Origin of the sequence: Tropicimonas sp. (assembly GCF_047971885.1) — a bacterium.
In the GTDB taxonomy this organism is placed as follows: Bacteria; Pseudomonadota; Alphaproteobacteria; order Rhodobacterales; family Rhodobacteraceae; genus Tropicimonas.
Map to the genome: position 1 here is coordinate 1 of NZ_JBKEAE010000008.1, position 18,949 is coordinate 18,949.

Consider the following 18,949-nt stretch of genomic DNA (forward strand, 5'->3'; position numbering starts at 1 on the left):
CGCTCGGAACCGCCAGCCAGCCGTTCACCACCGCCTCGCCACGCGCCCATTTCTCGCGTAATCTGTTAGGCCGCATCCCGTTTCCTCCTTATCGCACCAGCGAAGGGCGCTTGGGGTCGAAGCACCGCGGCATCCGGTCGTGGCCCGCAGCAATACAGGGAACGTACCACGGCGAATGCAGCCCGTTCCGCACACAAGGGGCCCCGGTCGGGACCCGTTCTTCCGGTGTCACAATTCCTCCTCGTATTTCTGCATCTCCTCGGCGACCTCCTCCCGTTCGGATTTCGAACCCTTCGGTTTGCGGATCAGGATCAGGTAGACGAAGAGCGCCGTCAGCAGCAGGAAGAAAAGACTGTCCGGACTTGTCAGGAAAACCATCGGATTCCCGTCGTTCAGCGACAGTGACCGGCGCAGATATTGCTCCAGACCCGGGCCGAGGATGAACCCGAGAAGCATGGATACGGTGGAGTAGTTCTGCTTGCGCATGAAATAGGCGAGCACACCGAAGACAAGCGCCAGCGACATCTGGAAGACCGAGTATGTCGCCACATAGGCACCGACCATTGCGACAACGGCGATGGAGGAGTAGAGCAGGCCGCGCGGGATCGAGACGATGCGCACGAACCATGGCCCGAAAAGCCACAGGGTGAGCGGGATGAGGATCAGCGCCGAGATGAAGAGCGAGGCGAACATCGGCGCGATCAGGTCGATCTGATTGTCGAGAAGGCGCGCGCCGGGCTGCAAACCGTTGATGACCAGAACGCCGAGAACGATCGCGGTGGTCGGATCGCCCGGAATGCCGAACATCAGCATCGGCACGAATGCGCCGCTGCACATCGAGTTGTTGGCCGATTCAGCCGCGGCGATCCCCTGACGCGACCCCCGGCCATATTCCTCGGGGTGGTCCGAACTGCGCTGTGCCTCGGCATAGGAGACGAATGCCGCCATCGAGCCGCCGGCCCCGGGAAGGATACCGATGAGATACCCGATAATCGAGCCCTTGATATAGGTGAAGAATCCTATCCGGCGTATTTCCTCCATGCTCGGAAGGAAATCCCGCCGTCGAATCCGCAGGCCCTTCGCCCTCTCGATGCTCTGCGCCAGTTCGGAATCGCGTGTGCTGGCCTGAATCAGGATTTCGGAAACGGCAAAGGCACCGATCACCAGCGGCATGAGGTCGATACCCTCGATCAACACCTCGGTGCCGAAACTGAAACGCGGGATGGGCTGGAGGACATCGATGCCGATCGTCGCCAGCATGATGCCGAGGAACGCGGCGACGAAACCCTTGGCAATCGATCCTTTGTCGACGATCACGATCACGACCAGGGCGAAGAGCACCAGCGAGAACTTGCCCGGCGTCCGGACCAGCAGCGAAAGCTGCGCGGCAAGCGGCATGAACGCCATCAGGAAAAGAACACCGATACTGCCGCCGATCATCGAACCCAGCGCCGCATGCCCCAGTGCGTTGGCGCCATGACCCTTCTTCATCAGGGCGTGTCCTTCGACCGCCGTCATCATCGACGACGGGGCGCCGGGGATGTTGATCGTCGTGGCCGTGATGGATCCCGAATACATGCCGGCCATGAAGATCGCCGCGCACATCACGAGCGCGGGAACGACATCGATCGTGTAGGTGATCGGCAGGAGCAGCGCGATCGCCAGGACCGAGGTCAGCCCGGGCATCGCCCCGAAAAACGTGCCCACCAGAAAGCCGCCCACCATGAACGCCAGAATGGTCGGATCGGCGAGCGCGGCAAAACCGTTGAGGAAGGTCAGGAAGGAATCCATGTCAGTTCATCCCTGGTAAGGGGGGCAGTCGCACACCGAAGACCACTCCGAACAATCCGTAAAACACCAGCACCACGCCGGCCACACCAAGCGCGAAGCGTAGCGGGCGGCCGGTTTCGTACTGGAAGATCAGGAAGAGCACCGCGACATAGCCGGCAGTCGAAATGACATAGCCAAGCGGGCGGAACAGGGCGATGTAGATCGCCGTGGCGAGCACGATCAGCGCCGGACGAAGGAAATCCGTACCGCCCTCCTGTCCGGCAACCGCCTCGGCGGAGCGGATCCTGCGGTCGCGAAACTCCCTGACCAGAACAATCAGAAGCGTAACATACATGCCGATCGCCGTCAGAACCGGCACGAACCTCGGCCCGACAAAGCTGTCGCCGCTGACCTGCGGATGAATGCGAAACGCCTCGGCAAGATAGATCGTGGTGAATATCAGCAGAAAGACCGGCAGACCGATAGCCGAATCCCCCATGCCCGCACGGGTTTTCATTTCGGAATCCTCCAGAAGGCAATCTCCGGCACCGGGCACGGCCAGGTGCCGGAGTCAGTCCTGCGCCGCTATTTCTGAAGCACACCTGCTTCGACAAGGGCATCCATTTCGGAATAAAGCGATGCCGCTGTGTCGTTTGCCCAGCCGGTAACGTCGTTCGCGCCGATCCAGCTTGGGGTCACGCCGACATTGCTGACCCATTCCTGAAACTCGTCGCTCTCCAGCGCGTCGTGATAGGCCGCTTCGATCTTGGCGACGACATCGTCGGGGGTTCCGGCCGGGGCGGCAATGACAATGAAGCTCCCGATCGCAACATCGACCCCGCTCTCGATCGTGGTCGGAACATCCGGATAGGTCGGATTGCGCGCCTCCGAAAATTCGATCAGTCCGCGCACGGTTCCGTCCTCGATGAGATTGGCGAAATCGCCGAGGCTGGTAATGGCCACGTCCACCTCGTCCGACAGGATCGCTTCCTTCTGGGGGGCGGCACCGCCCGGATAGGAGATGATCTTGAACTCCGCGCCGGTTGCATCCTGAAGCTTCAGCAGCGCCAGATGTACGCGCCCGCCCAGATTCTGCACCGCCACGCGCAACTTGCCGGGGTCGGCCTTGGCTGCGGCGACCAGATCGTCAATGGTCTGGTAGGGGGAAGCGGCATCGACGATGATCGCGTCGGGCTCGCTGGTCACCCGCGCGATGAGCCTGAGATTGTTCATCTTGTAGGTTGGCAGCAGCCCCTGCCACGGCACGGTCACCACCGAGTCGTAGGTCAGCGCGCCGATCGTATAGCCGTCGGGTTTGGCCTTCATGATCTGCCCGACACCGGTGGCCGAAACCCCGCCCTCGATATTCTCGACATACATGCCCGAGCCGATATCCCGCTCGGCAATCGAGGTCAGCTTGCGAACGATGCCGTCGGTCCCACCGCCGGCACCCCATGGAACGATAACGCGAATATCGCGCTCCGGGAATTCCGCCAGCGCCAGAGACGGAATGACAGAAGTGATCAGCGCTACACCTAGCAGAGTCCTGCGTTTCATATTTCCTCCTCACACCAATAACGCGTCCTTCACGGCGGCCTCCTTCCGCCGATCGGTTGCCGGACTTCCTCACCTGGGCTGCGCCGCTAGTGTCTGGTCAAACCGGCAACTCATATATTAGAGTATCAGATAGATTGTATTATGCAAGACATTGCTTTCGCCGCGAGGCATATTGCCATCCGGCCGGGAAAGACCGGAAAATGAGGAAATGAACCATGATCTACGATGTCCGCACCTACCGTTGCCGCCCCGGAACCATCAGGAAACAACTGACCCTCTATGGAGAGCATGGCTACGACATCCAGCGCCGGCATCTCGGCGACCCTGTCGTTTTCGGTTCCGTCGAAACCGGTGACGTGAACTCGTACATACACATCTGGGCCTATGAAGACGCTGCGGATCGGGCCGAAAAGCGAAAGAGCATGGCGTCGGATCCCGATTGGCAGGCCTATCTGGCGAAAAGTGCGGCGGCGGGCAACCTTGTCAGTCAGGAAAACACCATCGTGGTCTCCGCTCCGTTCATCGCCGGGTAAGCGACGGCGCGGCAGTATCACCGCATCTGCCGGTCCGCCCCGGCAGCCGGCATGTCCATATGGGCTATCAGCGTGTCGATTTCCTCGAGGTCGATCTGCGTCAGAACCGGACCGGGGCTTCGCAAGGCGGCCGAGGTCAGCGCGCCCCGGCGGCGCATCACCTCCTTGCGAACCGCAATTCCCCATGCGCCCTGCGCCTCGTAACGCAGAAGCGGCAGATGGCGGTTGAACAGCACGTGGGCTTCGGCAATGTGACCTGCCGCCATCAGATCGCAAACGCCCGACAGCATCTCGGGATAGGAGTACCCCGCCATCGGCCCATCGGCACCACGCGCCATTTCCTGCGGAAGATAGAGCCCGTTGTTGCCGGTCAGGATGCGTACTTGCCGGCGCATTTCCCGCCTGAGCCGCGTGATCTTGCCAACGCTCGGCAGATCCTCCTCCTTGATCGCACCGATCTGCGGGAACCGGTCGAGCAACTCGCAGATCAGCGGCACCGACATTCTGGCACCCGAATGAAAAGGAAAGTCCTGCAATACGACCGGCACATCGCCAATACGGTCGAAAACCGCTCCGAAATAGGCAACGAATTCCTCGTCTGTCTGAACATTCCCCGGCGGGCAGATCATCACCGCGCCGACCCCTTCCGCCAGCACATCTCTTGTCACCGCAGCCAGTGTCGCCAGCGACGCGTTCGAAACTCCGGCGATGATCCTGCGCCCGCCTGACACAGCGGCGAATCGGGCCGCGACCGCGATCGTCTCGTCGGCTGTCAGCTTGGCCGCCTCTCCGCTGACGCCGAGCACCGTCAGACCCCGGGCACCATGCCGAAAATAGAACGCCGACAAGGTGGCTATCGAGTCGAAATCGATCTGCCCAGCATCGGTGAACGGCGTTTGCGCCACCACGTGAAGCCCTTTGCACTCCGACAGCATGTCTGTTTTCCTTTCGGCGTGATCCCTACTTCGCATTTCCGAACAGCCGCCCAATGCCGGCACCGATGTGGGCACGCATCGCGGCCTCGGCCCCGGCGCCGTTGCCGGCGCGAATCGCCGCCAGAACGCCTTCGTGCTCGCGGATCACACGGTACGATGTCTCGTTGAGCGGCACGGCGCGAAACTGACGACTGAGTTCGTAGGCAACCCGAACCTGCGGTTTCAGATCCAGCAAGGCCCGCACAAAGAACGGGTTCCCGGTGAGTTCCGCCAGCCTCAGGTGAAAGGCGAAATCCGCTTCGAACAGGCTTCCGTCCGGCAGGCCGGCGGCAAGCGCGTCGTTCGCCCGTTCCACCGCGGCGATATCAACCTGCGCGGCCTTGCGGGCGATCTCTCCGGCGATACCGGATTCGAGCACCATCCTGAAGCGCATGCACTGCTCAAGATCGCCGAGATTGCGGATCATCCGATCACCTGCAGCAGGGGTCGTTTCGCTGCGCGGCCGGACGAAGCTGCCGGACCCCCGGCTCGACGTGATCCGCCCCTCGCGCCGCAGTTCGGCAAGCGCCCGGCGCAGAACCGGACGCGACACACCGATCGCCTGCGACAGCCTGACCTCGGACGGAAGGCGCCCGCCCCGGGACCATTCCGGGCCGGAAATCAGGTCGTCCAGCCTGCGATAGGCAACAGCGGCAAGATCCTCGCGCATCTTCATCACATCCGACAGAAGTAAATTGTTGTAATCACAACAAAGATAACTCTACTAATTACATAGAAAATTCAGGAATTATGTGCATATTTCAAGAACCCATGATGTCGCATTGACATATAATTACACATCGAAGAAATCCCTACACAACGGAGGAGGAGATTGGCAGAGTGAAGATCACGGGCGTCGAGACCATCCAGATCGAGGAATTTAGCAATCTTGTCTGGGTTCGCATCCACACCGACCAGGGGCTGATCGGCCTCGGAGAGACCTTTCGCAACCCTGCGGCAGTTGTGGCCTACCTCCACGAAACCTGCGCGCCCTTCCTGATCGGCAAGGATCCGGCCGAACGGACCGCGCTGTACGAGGCGATCCGGCACAATGTCGGAAATCACTTTCAGGGATTTCCGACACGGTCGGTCGAGATGCGGGGAAATTCCGCAGTGGATATCGCCCTGTGGGATCTCTTCGGCCAGATGTTCGGACAATCGATCACGACACTGATGGGCGGGCGCGTTCACGAGGGGGTTCGCATCTACAACACTTGTGCGAATGCCGCCTACAACAACAGGCAGCGCGCCGGGTACAATTCGCAGATCTACAGCCGTGACGATCCCGCGCCGAAGAATATCTCGCGAAACGAGGATCTGCTGATGCAGGTGTTCGAGCCGGCCCGCCTTGCAAGGGAACTCGTCGACGAGGGCATTACCGCGATGAAGATCTGGCCCTTCGATATCTATGCCCGCCGCAACCGCGGGCAGCGAATCGGCCCCGCCGAACTGAAGAAGGCGCTTTGGGTGCTGGAGCAGATCCGCGACGAGGTTGACGATGCCATGGAAATCATGATCGAATATCACGGTCTGTGGCAGTTGCCGGCCGCAATCGAGATTGCCCGGGCAGCGGAGGAGTACGGGATCTTCTGGCATGAAGATCCGGTTGCGCTGGAGCATTTCGACGATCTTGCGGCCTTTCACCGATCCTCGACCAGCCGGCTTGCCGGTTCGGAATCGCACGGCACCCAGACCTGGTATCGCGAGATGTTCGGGCGGGGTGCCATCGATGTCGCCAATTTCGACATGACCTGGATCGGCGGCCTGACCGAAGGACAGCGGATTTCCCACATGGCGCTGGCGCACGATCGCACCATTGCGCCGCACGATTGCACCGGGCCCGTTACCCTGCTGGCCAATCTTCAGTTGATGGCGGCTTCGCCGAATACCCTGATCGCCGAGACCGTCCGGTCCCATCTGGAGGGATTTTATCGCGAGGTTGTGACCGAGATGCCGGTGGTGAAGGATGGGCATATCTCGGCACCCGCCGGCCCCGGCATCGGTTCGGCACTGAACCCGGATGTCCTTCGGCGTTCCGATCTGTTGCGCAAGGCAACCGGCAAGGTGGCGGATTGAGCGTTCGGCGATCGTTTCAGTTGAAGTAATCGGGATGTTCGGCGCGCAGATCCTCGACATTTGCAACCGTCTTGCCCAGATGGGCCCGGATTGCCGCCGCGCCAGCCGCTTCGTCACCCGCCGCGATCGCGTCGAGGATCTCGACGTGACCGGCGAGAATATGCGCGATCTTGGCCGCATCCGGTTCGCGGAGCCGCCTCATGCGATCCAGATGCCCCGCCCGGGACCGCATCAGCGCATGCAGTCCGATATACCCGGCACCGGCAAAAAGCGTCCGGTGAAATATCTCGTCGAGTTCCTGCAAAAGCGGGATCTGACTGCGTTCGCCGGCGATATTCTCCTGCATCTGCAGGATGGGTTTCGCGCGCTCGACGGTCGCCAGATCGCCTTCGCGCGCCAGCTTCCTGACCACTTCGGTTTCCAGCGCGAAGCGAAGGAAATAGGCCTCGTGAATTTGTGGAACGTCGATTTTCGTCACCAGCGTCCGCGACTGCGGATAGACCCTGACCAGCCCCTCCTGTTCCAGCCGCTGGATCGCATCGCGAACCGGTGTCTGGCTGACATCGAATTCGAGCGCGAGATCGGGCCGCGAAAGCAGCGTTCCCGGCGGATAGTCGAGCGAGATGATGCGCAACCTCAGTTCGTCGAAAATACGCGACGACGCGCTTCCGCCCGACATGGCAGAACCCGTCCGCTCTGCCAGGGCCTGTGCCACTTTCAATATCGTATCCATATGTTCTCGATAAGTTCCCTTACCCGGCGGTGTGGCGCATGATGACAAATCCGCAGACAGAATGGAATGGCCGCACGGCTTGCCCTGCGCGGGATCCCGTCATCGGCGAGGCGCAGACCACGGCCGGGTTGAACCGAACATGTAACAACGGAGTGCCCGAAGTGAAAGCAGGACCGATAGCCGTGCTTGAACCGATGTCCGGCGAGATGCAGGCGCGCGTGCGCGAGATTTGCGGCGATCTGGAGTTGCGCTTCCCGCGCTCGGGCGATCCCACGGATTTCATTCCCATCATCGGCGACGTTCCCTATGTCGTCACCCGCGGCCTCCGGTTTCCGGCAGAGGTACTGGACCGGGCGCACGAGGTGAAGCTCATTCACCAGTGGGGTACCGGGGTCGACGGAATTCCCCTCGATGCCGCCCGCGAGCGCAACATCACCGTGCTGAGAAGCCCCGGTGTGAACGCGCCAACCGTAGCCGACCTGACACTTGCGCTGATGCTCGCGGCGCTGCGCCGCCTGCCGCAGACCGCCGCGCATTTCCGGGCCGGGAACTGGGAAGTTCCGGATCTGTGGAAGCAGTCGCGCGATCTGTGCGAGGCGCGTGTCGGACTGGTCGGGATGGGTGCCATCGGCCAGGCGGTCGCCAACCGGCTGGACGGGTTCGGCAGCGGCATAGTCTACACACGGCGCTCCGGCCCGCTCGCGGGGTCGGCGCATCGTTTCGTCGATCTTGACGAGCTTCTCGAAACCTCGGACGTGGTGAGCCTGCACCTGCCGCTCACAGTGGACAACCGGCACCTGATCGGGGCGCGTGAGCTGAGGCTGATGCAGGCGGATTCGCTGATCGTCAACACGTCGCGTGGCGCCCTGATCGACGAGGCGGCGCTGATCGCCGCGCTTCGCGGCGGACAGATCGGATCGGCGGCGCTGGACGTGTTCGAGAACGAACCGGTGGCGGACAACAATCCGCTCCTCTCGATGGACAACGTCATAACGTTGCCTCATGTGGCGGGACGTACCCGCGACAACCTCACCCGGATGGTGCGCCACTGGGCGGGAAATATCCGCGCCCATGCCGCTGGCGAACCGATAGCCGAAAGCTGTATCGTCCTGCCCTAGCACCATCCCCCTGACCATCTGCCGGATCAGCCGGCACAGGAGAAACCCGTATGCGGCATCGGATACCACCCCAGAGCAGAACCGGCGGCCGGATTCTCGTCGACCAGTTGTTGATCCACGGCGCGGACTGCGCCTTTTGCGTCCCGGGCGAGAGCTATCTTGAAGTGCTCGACGCGCTCTACGACGTTCAGGACCGGTTCACGCTCTACAACGCCCGGCACGAGGCCGGTGCGGCGAACATGGCCGAGGCCCATGGCAAGCTCACCGGACGGCCCGGGATATGTCTTGTCACCCGCGGTCCTGGCGCCTGCCATGCGGCGATCGGGGTGCATATCGCGCGGCAGGACAGCACCCCGATGATCCTGCTCGTCGGGCAGGCCCCCCGGGGAACCGCCGACCGCGAGGCGTTTCAGGAGGTGGATTATCGCGCCGTCTTCGGGACGCTTGCAAAATGGGTTGCCCAGATCGACGATACCGCGCGCATACCCGAATATCTCTCGCGTGCCTTTCGCGTCGCCACCTCGGGCCGGCCTGGGCCTGTTGTTCTCGCCCTCCCCGAGGATATGCTTGCAGAGCGCGCGGCCGTTGCCGACGCGCCCATGTACCGGCCGACATGCCCCGCGATCACGCCGGCGGACATCGCCGCGATACGCCACGCGCTGGAAACCGCCGAAAGGCCGCTGCTTGTGGTCGGCGGGCCGGACTGGGACGATACCGCCTGTGCCGCGATCACGCGGTTCGCCGAAGCGAACGGTATTCCCGCCGTCTGTTCGTTCCGGAGACAGGACATCATCAACAATCGGTCCCGTGTCTATGCCGGCGATCTCGGCACCTCCACGGCGCCGTCCCTATTCGGTCATTTTTCGCAGGCCGACCTGCTTCTTGTCGTCGGCGCCCGTCTGGGCGAGATGACAACACGCGGTTACGCCACCATGGCATCGCCGGCGGTCCGGCAGCGGTTGATACATCTTTATCCCGACGCCGACGAGATCGGCCGCGTTTTTGCACCCGATCTCGGTTTCGCATGCGGTTCGCGCTTAGCCGCAGGTGCGTTGTCGGAAACCGATCTGGGGCGCCAGGACACATGGTCCGGCTGGTGCTCAAAGCTCCGCGACAGCTATCTAGCCGATATCGCGCCGCCCGAAACCGGCAACGGGCCGCTCGACATGGGCATCGCGCTGGCATCGGTCAGGGACGGCCTGCCGGCGGATACCATCGTCACGCTCGACGCCGGCAACCACACCGGCTGGGCGCAACGGTATCTCGGCTTCGGGCGCCCCGGGCGCGAGGTTGGTTCGACCTGCGGCGCCATGGGGTATTCCGTGCCGGCCGCCGTTGCCGCGTCGATCCGCTTCCCCGACAGGCTGGTGTTGTCCTTCGTCGGCGACGGGGGATTCATGATGAGCGGAAACGAACTTGCGACCGCCGCCCAGTATGGCGCAACACCGATCGTCATCCTGTTCAACAATTCGACCTACGGCACCATTCGCATGCATCAGGAGCGCCGGCATCCCGGCCGCGTCTCGGGGACGACCCTGACAAACCAGAGCTTCTGCCGCATGGCCGAGGGTCTTGGGGCCCATGCCGAACGGGTGACGGAAACGGCGCAGTTCGGGTTGGCGCTCGAGCGGGCCCGCGCAAGCGGCAAACCGGCGGTTATCGAATGTGTAACGGATGCGGAGCAAATCTCCACCCGCACCACGATCACCGCGCTCCGAACCGCCGCGGCACCCCGCCCCTGATCCTGGGCAGCGCGGCAGCGGCGCTCAGGCGACCAGGGCCTCGGCCTTCTTCAGGTCGACCGATACAAGCTGGCTCACGCCCTGTTCCTGCATCGTCACCCCGAACAGCCGGTCCATCCGGCTCATGGTGATGGCATGGTGCGTGATGATGAGGAACCGGGTGTCGGCGCGTTCGACCATCTCGTCCAACAGGTCGCAGAAGCGGCTGACATTGGCATCGTCGAGCGGCGCGTCCACCTCGTCGAGCACACAGATCGGGGCCGGGTTGGCCAGAAAGACGGCAAAGATCAGCGCCAGCGCCGTCAGCGTCTGTTCGCCGCCCGACAGCAGCGACAGGGTCGACAGCTTCTTGCCCGGCGGCATGCACATGATCTCGAGCCCGGCTTCCAGCGGATCGTCGGATTCGACCAGCTCCAGATGCGCCTGACCACCGCCGAAGAGATGGGTGAACAGCATGCGGAAGTTGGCGTTCACCTGCTCATATGCGGTCAGCAGGCGCTCGCGCCCCTCGCGGTTGAGGCCCTGGATGCCGGCGCGGAGCGTACGAATCGCCTCTTCGAGATCGGCCTTTTCAGCCACCAGTGCCTCGTGCTCACCAGAGATTTCCCTGGCGTCTTCCTCGGCACGCAGGTTTACCGCGCCAAGCGCGTCGCGGCTGCGGCGCAGGCGGGCGATGTCCACCTCGACGCTTTCGACCGACGGCATGTCTTCGGGATCGGTATCGAGCGTCTCCAGCAGCGCATCGGGCGTGGTTTCCAGTTCCTCGCGAATCCAGCCCGCCGCGCTGTCGAGCGTTTCCTTCGCCGCCTCGGCCCGTGCTTCCGATGCCGCCCGTGCCTCGCGCGCCTGACCCGCCGCCTTTTCCGCCTCGCGTTCGGCCCGCTCGGCCTCGCGAAGGGCCGCCTCGCCGGTGGCAAGCGCATCGGCGGCGGTCCTGCGGCGCGTCTCGGCGATCTCCAGTTCTCCGGCCAGAACCTCGCGCCGGATCGCGATCTCCTCGGGCGCGGCCCGGGCGGCTTCCAGTTCCGCCTCGGCAGCGTTGCGCCGCGCTTCCAGATCGCGGGTCCGGGCCTCGGCATTGTCGAGCCGCTTCCGCCAGCCTTCGATATCCCGTGCGATCTCGCCGATACGGCGGCCACGGGCCTCGCCCAGCCGGCGTAATTCGTCCTGCGCGGCACGGGCCGTCATCATGTCGCGGCGCGATCCCTCGACCAGCGCCATGGCATCGGCGACGGCGGCGCGCGCCACCTCCAGGTCGGGCAGGTCCTCGCGCCCGCCGCGCGCCTCTTCCAGCCGCTCGCGCGCTGCCTCGGCCTCTTCCACGTGGCGTGCGACGGCCAGTTCCGCCGCTTCCAGCCGGGTCTCGGCCATGGCCCGGTCGTTCTCGGCCCGGCTCAGGGCGCGGCTGGCGGCGGCGACGGCGGCATCGGCATCCTTGCGGGCCTGCCGGGCGCGGCGGTCGGCCTCGGTCAGATCGGCCAGCCGCCGGTTCAGCCCCTCGTGCGCGGTCGCCATCTCGGCAGCACGGGCTTCGGCCTCGCCGAGATCGCGCCGCAGGGTGCCAAGCCGGTTGATCTGTTGCAGCCGCAGCGCCGCCGCCGACGGGGCGTCGGCCGCCGCGGCGCGGAACCCGTCCCAGCGCCAGAGGTCGCCTTCGCGGCTGACCAGCCGCTGTCCCGGTTTCAGCAGCGGCTGGAGGCGCGGCCCGTCGGCGGCACCGATCAGGCCGACTTGCGCCATGCGCCGGCCCAGCACACCCGGAACCCGCATATGCGCCGACAGCGCGACCGCTCCCCCGGGCAGGGGTTGCGGCGTTTCGTAATCGGGCAGCTGCACCCAGCCCGACCCGCCATCCACCGCGACGGCGGGGGCGCGCAGATCGTCGGCCAGCGCCGCACCGAGCGCCTTTTCATACCCCGCATCGACCGAAAGATCGTCGAGCACCTGCGCCCCCTCGCCCGCCTCACGCTCGACCAGCCGCGCCAGGGCGGCAACCTCGGCGCGCAGCGCCTGCGCCTCGCCCTCGGCCGAAGATCGCCCGGCGCGCGCCTCGGCCTCGCGGGCGGCGCAATCGGCACGGGCGGCATCGGCCTCGGCCAGCGCTTCCTCGGCCGCCTCGCCCGCGGCCGCGGCCTCTTCCTGCCCGGCCTCGGCCAGCCCGACGCTCTCGGCTGATTGCGCCAGTATACCCTGCGCCTGTCCGGCGACCTCGCGTGCCTTGCGCGCCTCGTCCTCGTGGCGGGAAAGGGCGCGGACGGCATCCGCCTCCTGCCGCTCGGCCGATTGATGGCGCGCGGCAAGCCGGGCGACATCCTCGGTCTGCCGGGTCAACTCGGCCTCGCGCCCCTGAAGGTTCGATGCGGCGATCCGGGCCGCCTCGACAGCGGCCGACAGCCTTTCGTCGTGCCCGTCATGCGCGCCGGCAAGATCGTCGCGCTCGGCGGTGAGGCGGGCGATGGTTTCACCCGCATCCCGGTTCAGCCCCGCCTCGCGTTCCAGATCGCGGCCCATCTGGCCGATCTGCCGCTCGAGCGTCGCGATGGCCTCGCGCGCGCGGGATTCCTCGTCGCCGATGGCGCCCAGTTCCACCTGCAACCGCTGCCGGACGGCGGCGGCGATGGCTTCCTCCTCGCGCAGCACCGGCATGGCGCTGTCGGCCGCTTCCCGCGCCCGGCCCGCCTGAAGGGCCGCCCGTTCGGCGGCGGCGGCGGCGGTTGTCCTGTCGCGCAACTCGGTGCGGACCGCCTCCAGCATGTCGGCAGCCTCGCGCCAGCGGCGGTAGAGCAGCAGCCCCTCGGCCCGGCGCAGTTCGACCCCTATGCTGCGGTAGCGCGCCGCCTGCTTCGCCTGCCGTGCAAGCTGCGCCAGTTGCCCGGCCAGTTGCTCCACCACGTCGTCGACCCGGGCGAGGTTCTGTTCGGCACCGTTCAGTTTCAGTTCGGCCTCGTGGCGGCGCTGATAGAGGCCCGAGATACCGGCGGCCTCCTCAAGGATACGGCGGCGGTTCTGCGGCCTGGCATTGATCAGTTCCGAGATCTGGCCCTGCCGCACCAGCGCCGGCGAATGGCTGCCGGTCGAGGCATCGGCGAACAGCATCTGCACGTCACGCGCGCGCACATCCCTGGCGTTCACCTTGTAGGCCGAACCGATATCGCGGGTGATGCGGCGCACGATTTCCAGCAGGTCGGAATCGTTGAAGCCGGCAGGGGCAAGCCTTTCCCCGTTGTCGATCTGCAATGTCACCTCGGCGAAGTTGCGCGCCGGCCGGGTTGCGGCGCCGGCGAAGATCACGTCCTCCATGCCGCCGCCACGCATCGCGGTGGGGCGGTTTTCGCCCATCACCCAGCGCAGCGCCTCGAGCAGGTTCGACTTGCCGCAGCCGTTCGGCCCGACAACCCCCGTCAGGCCGTCGGCGATCACCAGATCGGTGGGGTCGACGAAAGACTTGAAGCCGTTGAGGCGGAGACGTGTGAAACGCAAGGCAGGCTTTCCCGTTCGAGTCGCAAAAGGTGCCACAGTCTCGCATGATGAACACCAAAGTCAAGGAAGGCACCCATCATCTGGATATATCTTTCATATTGTCCACAAGATATGCGCGGAAAACGGCTCTCGACACCCCCTGTTTCAACGCCCCGTTCCGATCCGGAAGCGGAAATCCGATCGGCGCCGCTCAGAACCTGTCGAGCAGCCTGCGCAGGTAGTCGAGTTCCGCCGGCGGGCGCTCGCGGTCGCTGGCGCGGCGGCGAATCTCTTCCAGAAGATCGTGGGCGCGACGATATATATCCTCGCCAGGCAGCAGGCTGTCCTCGGTTCCAAGGCTTCCCGAATTGCCGACCTCGCGCCCCAGCGGATCGCGGCGCAAGCCATTGTCGGCATTGCCCGTCTGCTGCCCCTGTCCGCCCTGCTGGCGCTGCTGCGCCAGCGCTTCGCCAAGGTTGCGCATCCCCTCGCGCATGGCTTCCATGGCGCGGCTCTGATCGTCGAGCGCACCGGCCAGATCGCCGTCTTCCAGCGCGCCCTCGGCATCCGACATCGCCTCGCCGGCACGGCCCAGCGCCTCGCGCGCCGCGTCTCCGGCCTCGCTTCCCGCACCCGGCAGGTTCTCGCGCAGGTCGTCCAGCCGGCGTCCGAGCGCGCCCTGCCGCTCGGCCAGCGAACCGGCATCGGGGGCGCCGGACTGACCGGGCGGACGCTCTTCGCGGCTGCCGTCGCCAGGTTCCCGGCCGCTCTGTCCCCGCATGCCGTCACCCGGCTGGCCGGGCTGCCGGCCACCGTCGAATTGTTCCTGCAACTCGCGGAACGCCTCGTCCGAAAGCCCCTGCTGGTCGCGCAGGGTTTCGGCCAGATCCTGCATCGCCTGCTCGCCCGGGCCACCCTGACCGCCCTGGCCCCGGGCGACCTGCATGTTCTCCATCATCATTTGCAGTTGTTCGAGAAGGGCCATCGCCTCGGCGGTGCGGCCTTCCTCCATCAGTTGCTGCAACCGGTCGAGCAATTGCTGCAACTGGTCGGCGGTGATGGTCTGCGCGTTCTCCGGCATCGCCTGCTGCTGGCCCGGATCCTGCTGGGCAAGCTGGCGCATGTATTCCTGCATCGCCTGCCTGAGTTCGTCCATCAGCGCGGCAATTTCCTCGTCCGTGGCACCGTTGCGGATCGCTTCGGACAGCCGGTCCTGCGCCCGGCGCAGACGTTCGAGCGCATCCGAAAGATCGCCTTCCTCGATCTTCAGCGCGATATTCCACAGCGCCTCGGCAATCTCGTCCTGCAAAGCGGGCGTCAGACCGCCCGAAGCCGCAACCCCGGCTTCCAGCCGGCGGATCGCCACCCGCAGCGGCAGGTAACTGGCCGCGTCGCGAAAGACATCCTCGGGGCGATAGGTGACGGCACGCAGGATCTGCGCCACCCGGGCGCCGTTTTGCCGCGCCCAGAGCAGATCGCGGCGCTGTTCGACCAGTGCGGCCGCCAGCGGGTCAAAGAACCGCCGCCCCGACAGGGCGGTTTCCAGCGGCTCGGAGTGCCCATGCTGGCCGGCGGCATCCTCGGCGCTCAGGGTGATGCGGACCGGCAGCCCGACCCAGGTGTGTTTCGAGAAATCCTCGACTAGTGTTTCGCTGAACTCCGCCCGGCTGCCGCTGACCGGCATCGGCAGATCGAGCACGATCGCCTCGCGGGGATCGGGATCGGCGACAAGGCCGAAACTGCGGACCACCGCCTCCAGATCCAGTTCGATCCGGGCGGTACCCGCGATGACGCCGATATCGTCACGCGCGGAAAACCGCTGCTTCATCCGGCCGGCGGCTTCGACCTCGGGCAACCCGTCAAGGGAAATTTCGGGCGGCGTGTCAAGGCTTATCCTGACGCGCCACTCGCGCCCGCCATCGCCCCTGATGGCCAGCCGGCCGTCCTTCTCGATGGAAAATTCCTGCGCCGGGGCGGTCGCGGGGCCGACCGTATCGCCGGCGCGCCCCGACACGGTCTCGTCCACGCTGAGCGCGCCGACCTCGCCATACAGCCGCAGGGTGACCACGCTGCCGCGCGGCGCGCCGAGCGGTCCAGCCTCGATATCGTTCAGGTAGATCGTCGGTTTTCCGGTATAGGCGGGCGGTTCGACCCAACCCTCCCAGGCGGGCCCGGCCGCAAGCCCGGCCGTTCCGGCCGGCGCGACGATCTGGCCAACCGTCGCCACCCGCCAGAACGAACCGAACAGCAGCGCAACCGCCAGCGCGGTCAGCGCAACGTAGCGCAGGGCATAGGGATCGCGCGCGTTGAGCACCAGATCGGGTGGAACCGGCCGCGCCTGCGAGGCGCGCGCCGCCATCCGGCCCTGATGCGCGCTCCAGACGGCAACCGAAGCCTCGTCCGCCGCCCCGATCGCCTGCGTGTCCCCCAGCGCCTGAAGCGGCCGCCCCGGCAGCGTGGCGTCGAGCCGCGCCAGTGCCTCGGCCCTGCCCGGCCAGCGGAACCGCAGGGCGCCGCGTACGGCAAACCAGAGCATTCCGGCGAGCGCTGCGATCGTGCCGATCCACACCGGTTCGAGCGGAAGCATCTCGGGCAGACCGAGCAGGATCGCCGCGAGAAAGGCGAAGGCAATCGACCAGACGGGCCAGAAGCAGCGCGTCAGCCGCTCGGCCAGCATCCCCGCGCGGGTCAGGCGCAGGGGGCGTTTCAGCCGCGTTAGGGCGTCGTCGCGGGCGACGTCCCGGTCCATGTCACTCCTTTCGATGGCCCGGCGAGCGGGCCCAGGGCCGACCGGCTCAGGCCAGCCACACGGGGATGTTATCGCGTGCGATGATTTCGTCAAAGCCCGGGCGCGCCCGGATGACGGCGAATTGATCCCCGTTGACCAGAACCTCGGGAATCAGGGGCCGGGTATTGTATTCCGACGACATCACCGCGCCATAGGCCCCGGCGGAGCGGAAAGCGACCAGATCGCCCGCCTCCAGCGGCGGCATCTGCCGCCCCCTGGCAAAGGTATCGCCGCTTTCGCAGATCGGGCCCACGATGTCGAAAGGGTGTTGCGCGACCCCGGCGAGGGGTTCGCGCACCGGGACGATATCGTGGTGGGCATCGTACATCGACGGGCGGATCAGATCGTTCATCGCGCCGTCGATGATCAGGAAATCGCGCCCTTCGCCATGTTTCACATAGATCACCGACGATACCATGATGCCGGCATTGCCCGAAATCAGCCGCCCCGGCTCGATCTCGATCTCGCAACCCAAATCGCCCACCGTGCGCCGGATCAGATCGCCGTAATCGCTGGGCAGGGGCGGCGCCTGATTGCTGCGGGTATAGGGAATGCCGAGCCCGCCCCCCAGATCGAGCCGGCGAATGTCGTGACCGTCGGCGCGCAGCACCAGCGTCAGGTCGGCCACCTTGCGATAGGCCGCTTCGAACGGTTCGAGTTCGGTCAGTTGCGAACCGATGTGAACGTCGATGCCCACCACCCCGAGCCCCGGCAGCGCGGCGGCGCGGGCATAGACCTCGCGCGCGCGGGCGATGGGGATGCCGAACTTGTTCTCGGACCTGCCGGTGGCGATCTTGGCATGCGTACGCGCGTCGACATCGGGGTTTATCCTGATCGCAACCGGCGCAATCACCCCCAACGCGGTTGCGATACCGTTCAGCACCTCCATCTCGGGCTCGCTTTCGACATTGAATTGCCGGATGCCGCCCACCAGCGCGGCGCGCATTTCCGCCGCGGTCTTGCCGACACCGGAAAAGACGATGCGTTCGCCCGGAACGCCGGCGGCTTTCGCCCGCGCATATTCGCCACCCGAAACCACGTCCATGCCCGCACCCATTGCGGCGAGCGTCTTCAGGATGGCCTGGTTCGAGTTCGACTTGACGGCAAAGCAGACGAGATGATCGAGCGGCGCCAGCGCCTCGTCGAACAGGCGGAAATGCCGTTGCAGGGTGGCCGTCGAATAGCAGTAGAACGGTGTGCCGACCGAAGCGGCGATATCCGCGACCGGCACGTCCTCGGCATGAAGCGCGCCGTCGCGGTAAAGAAAGTGATCCATGATTGCGCATCCTTGCCCCGGGCCCGTCCGAGGCGGGGTAATAGCAGACGCCGGCGGCGGTGCAATCGCTCAACGATCTGCCGCGGGATGGCCCGCCGGGTTGCGGGAGGTGCCAGCTTGTGTATGACGGGCAGATGCCGGCGGCATCGGGCCGGCGCGGGGCACGAAGGGCGCAGGATGGCGACATTGCGGAAACGCATGCGGAAATTCATCCGCAAGACCCGGGGGCGGCTGGAAAAGACGCTGCTCGACAATCCGCGCCTTGTCGCTGCGGTCACCGACCGGCTGGAGCGGCGCATTCGCGCAAGCCACGACAGTATCGACTGGATCATTGTCGGCAAGGAGGCTCTTGCCGCCGAGCTGCAGAGCGGCCGGCCGGTTATCATGGTACTGTGGCATGGCCGGCTGGCGATGGCGCCCACCGGCTGGGACAACTCCTGGGGCGAGCTTTGCATCGTCACCTCGTCGTCCCGCCCCGGAAAGCTGGTCGGCGAGGTGATGAAACGCTTCGGCAACAGCACGCTTGCCATGAGTTCGAGGAAATCGAACACCACAACCTCGTTGCAGGTGGCGCGGATGACGCGCGACGGAACATCCATCGGCTTCGCCATCGACGGGTCGAGCGGGCCAAGGCGCGTTGCCAAGTCCGTCCCCATCGACTGGGCGCGCATGACCGGCATGCCGATATGGCTTTATACCAACTCGTTCGAGAGCTATCGCACCCTGCCCCTGTGGGACAGGATGGCCGTACCGAAGGCGGGCACGCGGGGGTGCATGCTCTATCGCCGCTGGGATGCCGAGGTTCCGCGCAGGCTCGACACCGAAACCCGCGAAAGCCTGCGCGCCCGGCTTCAGGCCGATCTGGATGCGCTGACGCTCGACGCCGACCGGATGATGGGGCACGCCGGTTTCATCAACTGAGA

14 protein-coding genes are annotated in these 18,949 nt (G+C 65.3%); 5 read left to right on the forward strand and 9 right to left on the reverse strand.

Annotated elements, in window-relative coordinates; genetic code table 11:
* Positions 1-228: 228 nt before the first annotated feature.
* The 3 genes from ACK5IR_RS00420 to ACK5IR_RS00430 all read right to left on the reverse strand — a co-directional run bounded on the left by ACK5IR_RS00420 (position 229) and on the right by ACK5IR_RS00430 (position 3,327).
* Positions 229-1,791 (reverse strand): tripartite tricarboxylate transporter permease, encoded by a 1,563-nt coding sequence (locus tag ACK5IR_RS00420; protein ID WP_416924781.1) that lies wholly within the window; start codon positions 1,789-1,791, stop codon positions 229-231.
* 1 nt (position 1,792) lies between these two features.
* Positions 1,793-2,287, reverse strand: a complete 495-nt coding sequence (locus ACK5IR_RS00425; protein ID WP_416924783.1) for a tripartite tricarboxylate transporter TctB family protein — start codon at positions 2,285-2,287, stop codon at positions 1,793-1,795.
* 68 nt (positions 2,288-2,355) lie between these two features.
* Positions 2,356-3,327, reverse strand: a complete 972-nt coding sequence (locus ACK5IR_RS00430; protein WP_416924785.1) for a Bug family tripartite tricarboxylate transporter substrate binding protein — start codon at positions 3,325-3,327, stop codon at positions 2,356-2,358.
* Between the two features lie 215 nt (positions 3,328-3,542).
* On the opposite strand from ACK5IR_RS00430, the gene ACK5IR_RS00435 reads away from it, so the two are divergent.
* Positions 3,543-3,860 (forward strand): NIPSNAP family protein, encoded by a 318-nt coding sequence (locus tag ACK5IR_RS00435; protein WP_416924787.1) that lies wholly within the window; start codon positions 3,543-3,545, stop codon positions 3,858-3,860.
* A gap of 17 nt (positions 3,861-3,877) precedes the next feature.
* Here the strand turns inward: ACK5IR_RS00435 and ACK5IR_RS00440 are convergent, their stop codons facing one another.
* Positions 3,878-4,795: a dihydrodipicolinate synthase family protein gene (locus ACK5IR_RS00440; RefSeq protein ID WP_416924789.1), complete on the reverse strand. Its 918-nt coding sequence runs from the start codon at positions 4,793-4,795 to the stop codon at positions 3,878-3,880.
* Positions 4,796-4,820: 25 nt separating this feature from the next.
* Positions 4,821-5,504, reverse strand: a complete 684-nt coding sequence (locus tag ACK5IR_RS00445; RefSeq protein ID WP_416924791.1) for a FadR/GntR family transcriptional regulator — start codon at positions 5,502-5,504, stop codon at positions 4,821-4,823.
* Between the two features lie 170 nt (positions 5,505-5,674).
* Here ACK5IR_RS00445 and ACK5IR_RS00450 point away from each other — a divergent pair, with 170 nt between their 5' ends.
* Entirely contained in the window at positions 5,675-6,910 is a 1,236-nt protein-coding gene (locus ACK5IR_RS00450) for a mandelate racemase/muconate lactonizing enzyme family protein (RefSeq protein ID WP_416924793.1), read from the forward strand.
* 16 nt (positions 6,911-6,926) lie between these two features.
* Here the strand turns inward: ACK5IR_RS00450 and ACK5IR_RS00455 are convergent, their stop codons facing one another.
* On the reverse strand, positions 6,927-7,625 hold the full coding sequence (locus tag ACK5IR_RS00455) for a GntR family transcriptional regulator (RefSeq protein WP_416924795.1): 699 nt from the start codon (positions 7,623-7,625) through the stop codon (positions 6,927-6,929).
* A 179-nt stretch (positions 7,626-7,804) separates the two neighbouring features.
* Between ACK5IR_RS00455 and ACK5IR_RS00460 the strand changes: the two genes are divergently transcribed.
* Together ACK5IR_RS00460 and ACK5IR_RS00465 are read left to right on the forward strand one after the other, a co-directional pair.
* Positions 7,805-8,761 (forward strand): NAD(P)-dependent oxidoreductase, encoded by a 957-nt coding sequence (locus ACK5IR_RS00460; protein ID WP_416924797.1) that lies wholly within the window; start codon positions 7,805-7,807, stop codon positions 8,759-8,761.
* A 50-nt stretch (positions 8,762-8,811) separates the two neighbouring features.
* Complete coding sequence (locus tag ACK5IR_RS00465) at positions 8,812-10,503, forward strand: thiamine pyrophosphate-binding protein (protein WP_416924799.1); 1,692 nt, start codon at positions 8,812-8,814, stop codon at positions 10,501-10,503.
* Positions 10,504-10,527: 24 nt separating this feature from the next.
* Here the strand turns inward: ACK5IR_RS00465 and ACK5IR_RS00470 are convergent, their stop codons facing one another.
* The 3 genes from ACK5IR_RS00470 to lysA form a co-directional block, all read right to left on the reverse strand.
* Positions 10,528-13,983: a chromosome segregation SMC family protein gene (locus ACK5IR_RS00470; RefSeq protein ID WP_416924801.1), complete on the reverse strand. Its 3,456-nt coding sequence runs from the start codon at positions 13,981-13,983 to the stop codon at positions 10,528-10,530.
* 190 nt (positions 13,984-14,173) lie between these two features.
* Positions 14,174-16,711 (reverse strand): TIGR02302 family protein, encoded by a 2,538-nt coding sequence (locus ACK5IR_RS00475; protein ID WP_416924803.1) that lies wholly within the window; start codon positions 16,709-16,711, stop codon positions 14,174-14,176.
* 46 nt (positions 16,712-16,757) lie between these two features.
* Entirely contained in the window at positions 16,758-18,026 is a 1,269-nt protein-coding gene (gene lysA, locus ACK5IR_RS00480) for a diaminopimelate decarboxylase (RefSeq protein WP_416924805.1), read from the reverse strand.
* 198 nt (positions 18,027-18,224) lie between these two features.
* Between lysA and ACK5IR_RS00485 the strand changes: the two genes are divergently transcribed.
* Entirely contained in the window at positions 18,225-18,947 is a 723-nt protein-coding gene (locus tag ACK5IR_RS00485) for a lysophospholipid acyltransferase family protein (protein WP_416924807.1), read from the forward strand.
* The last annotated feature ends 2 nt before the right edge of the window (positions 18,948-18,949 follow it).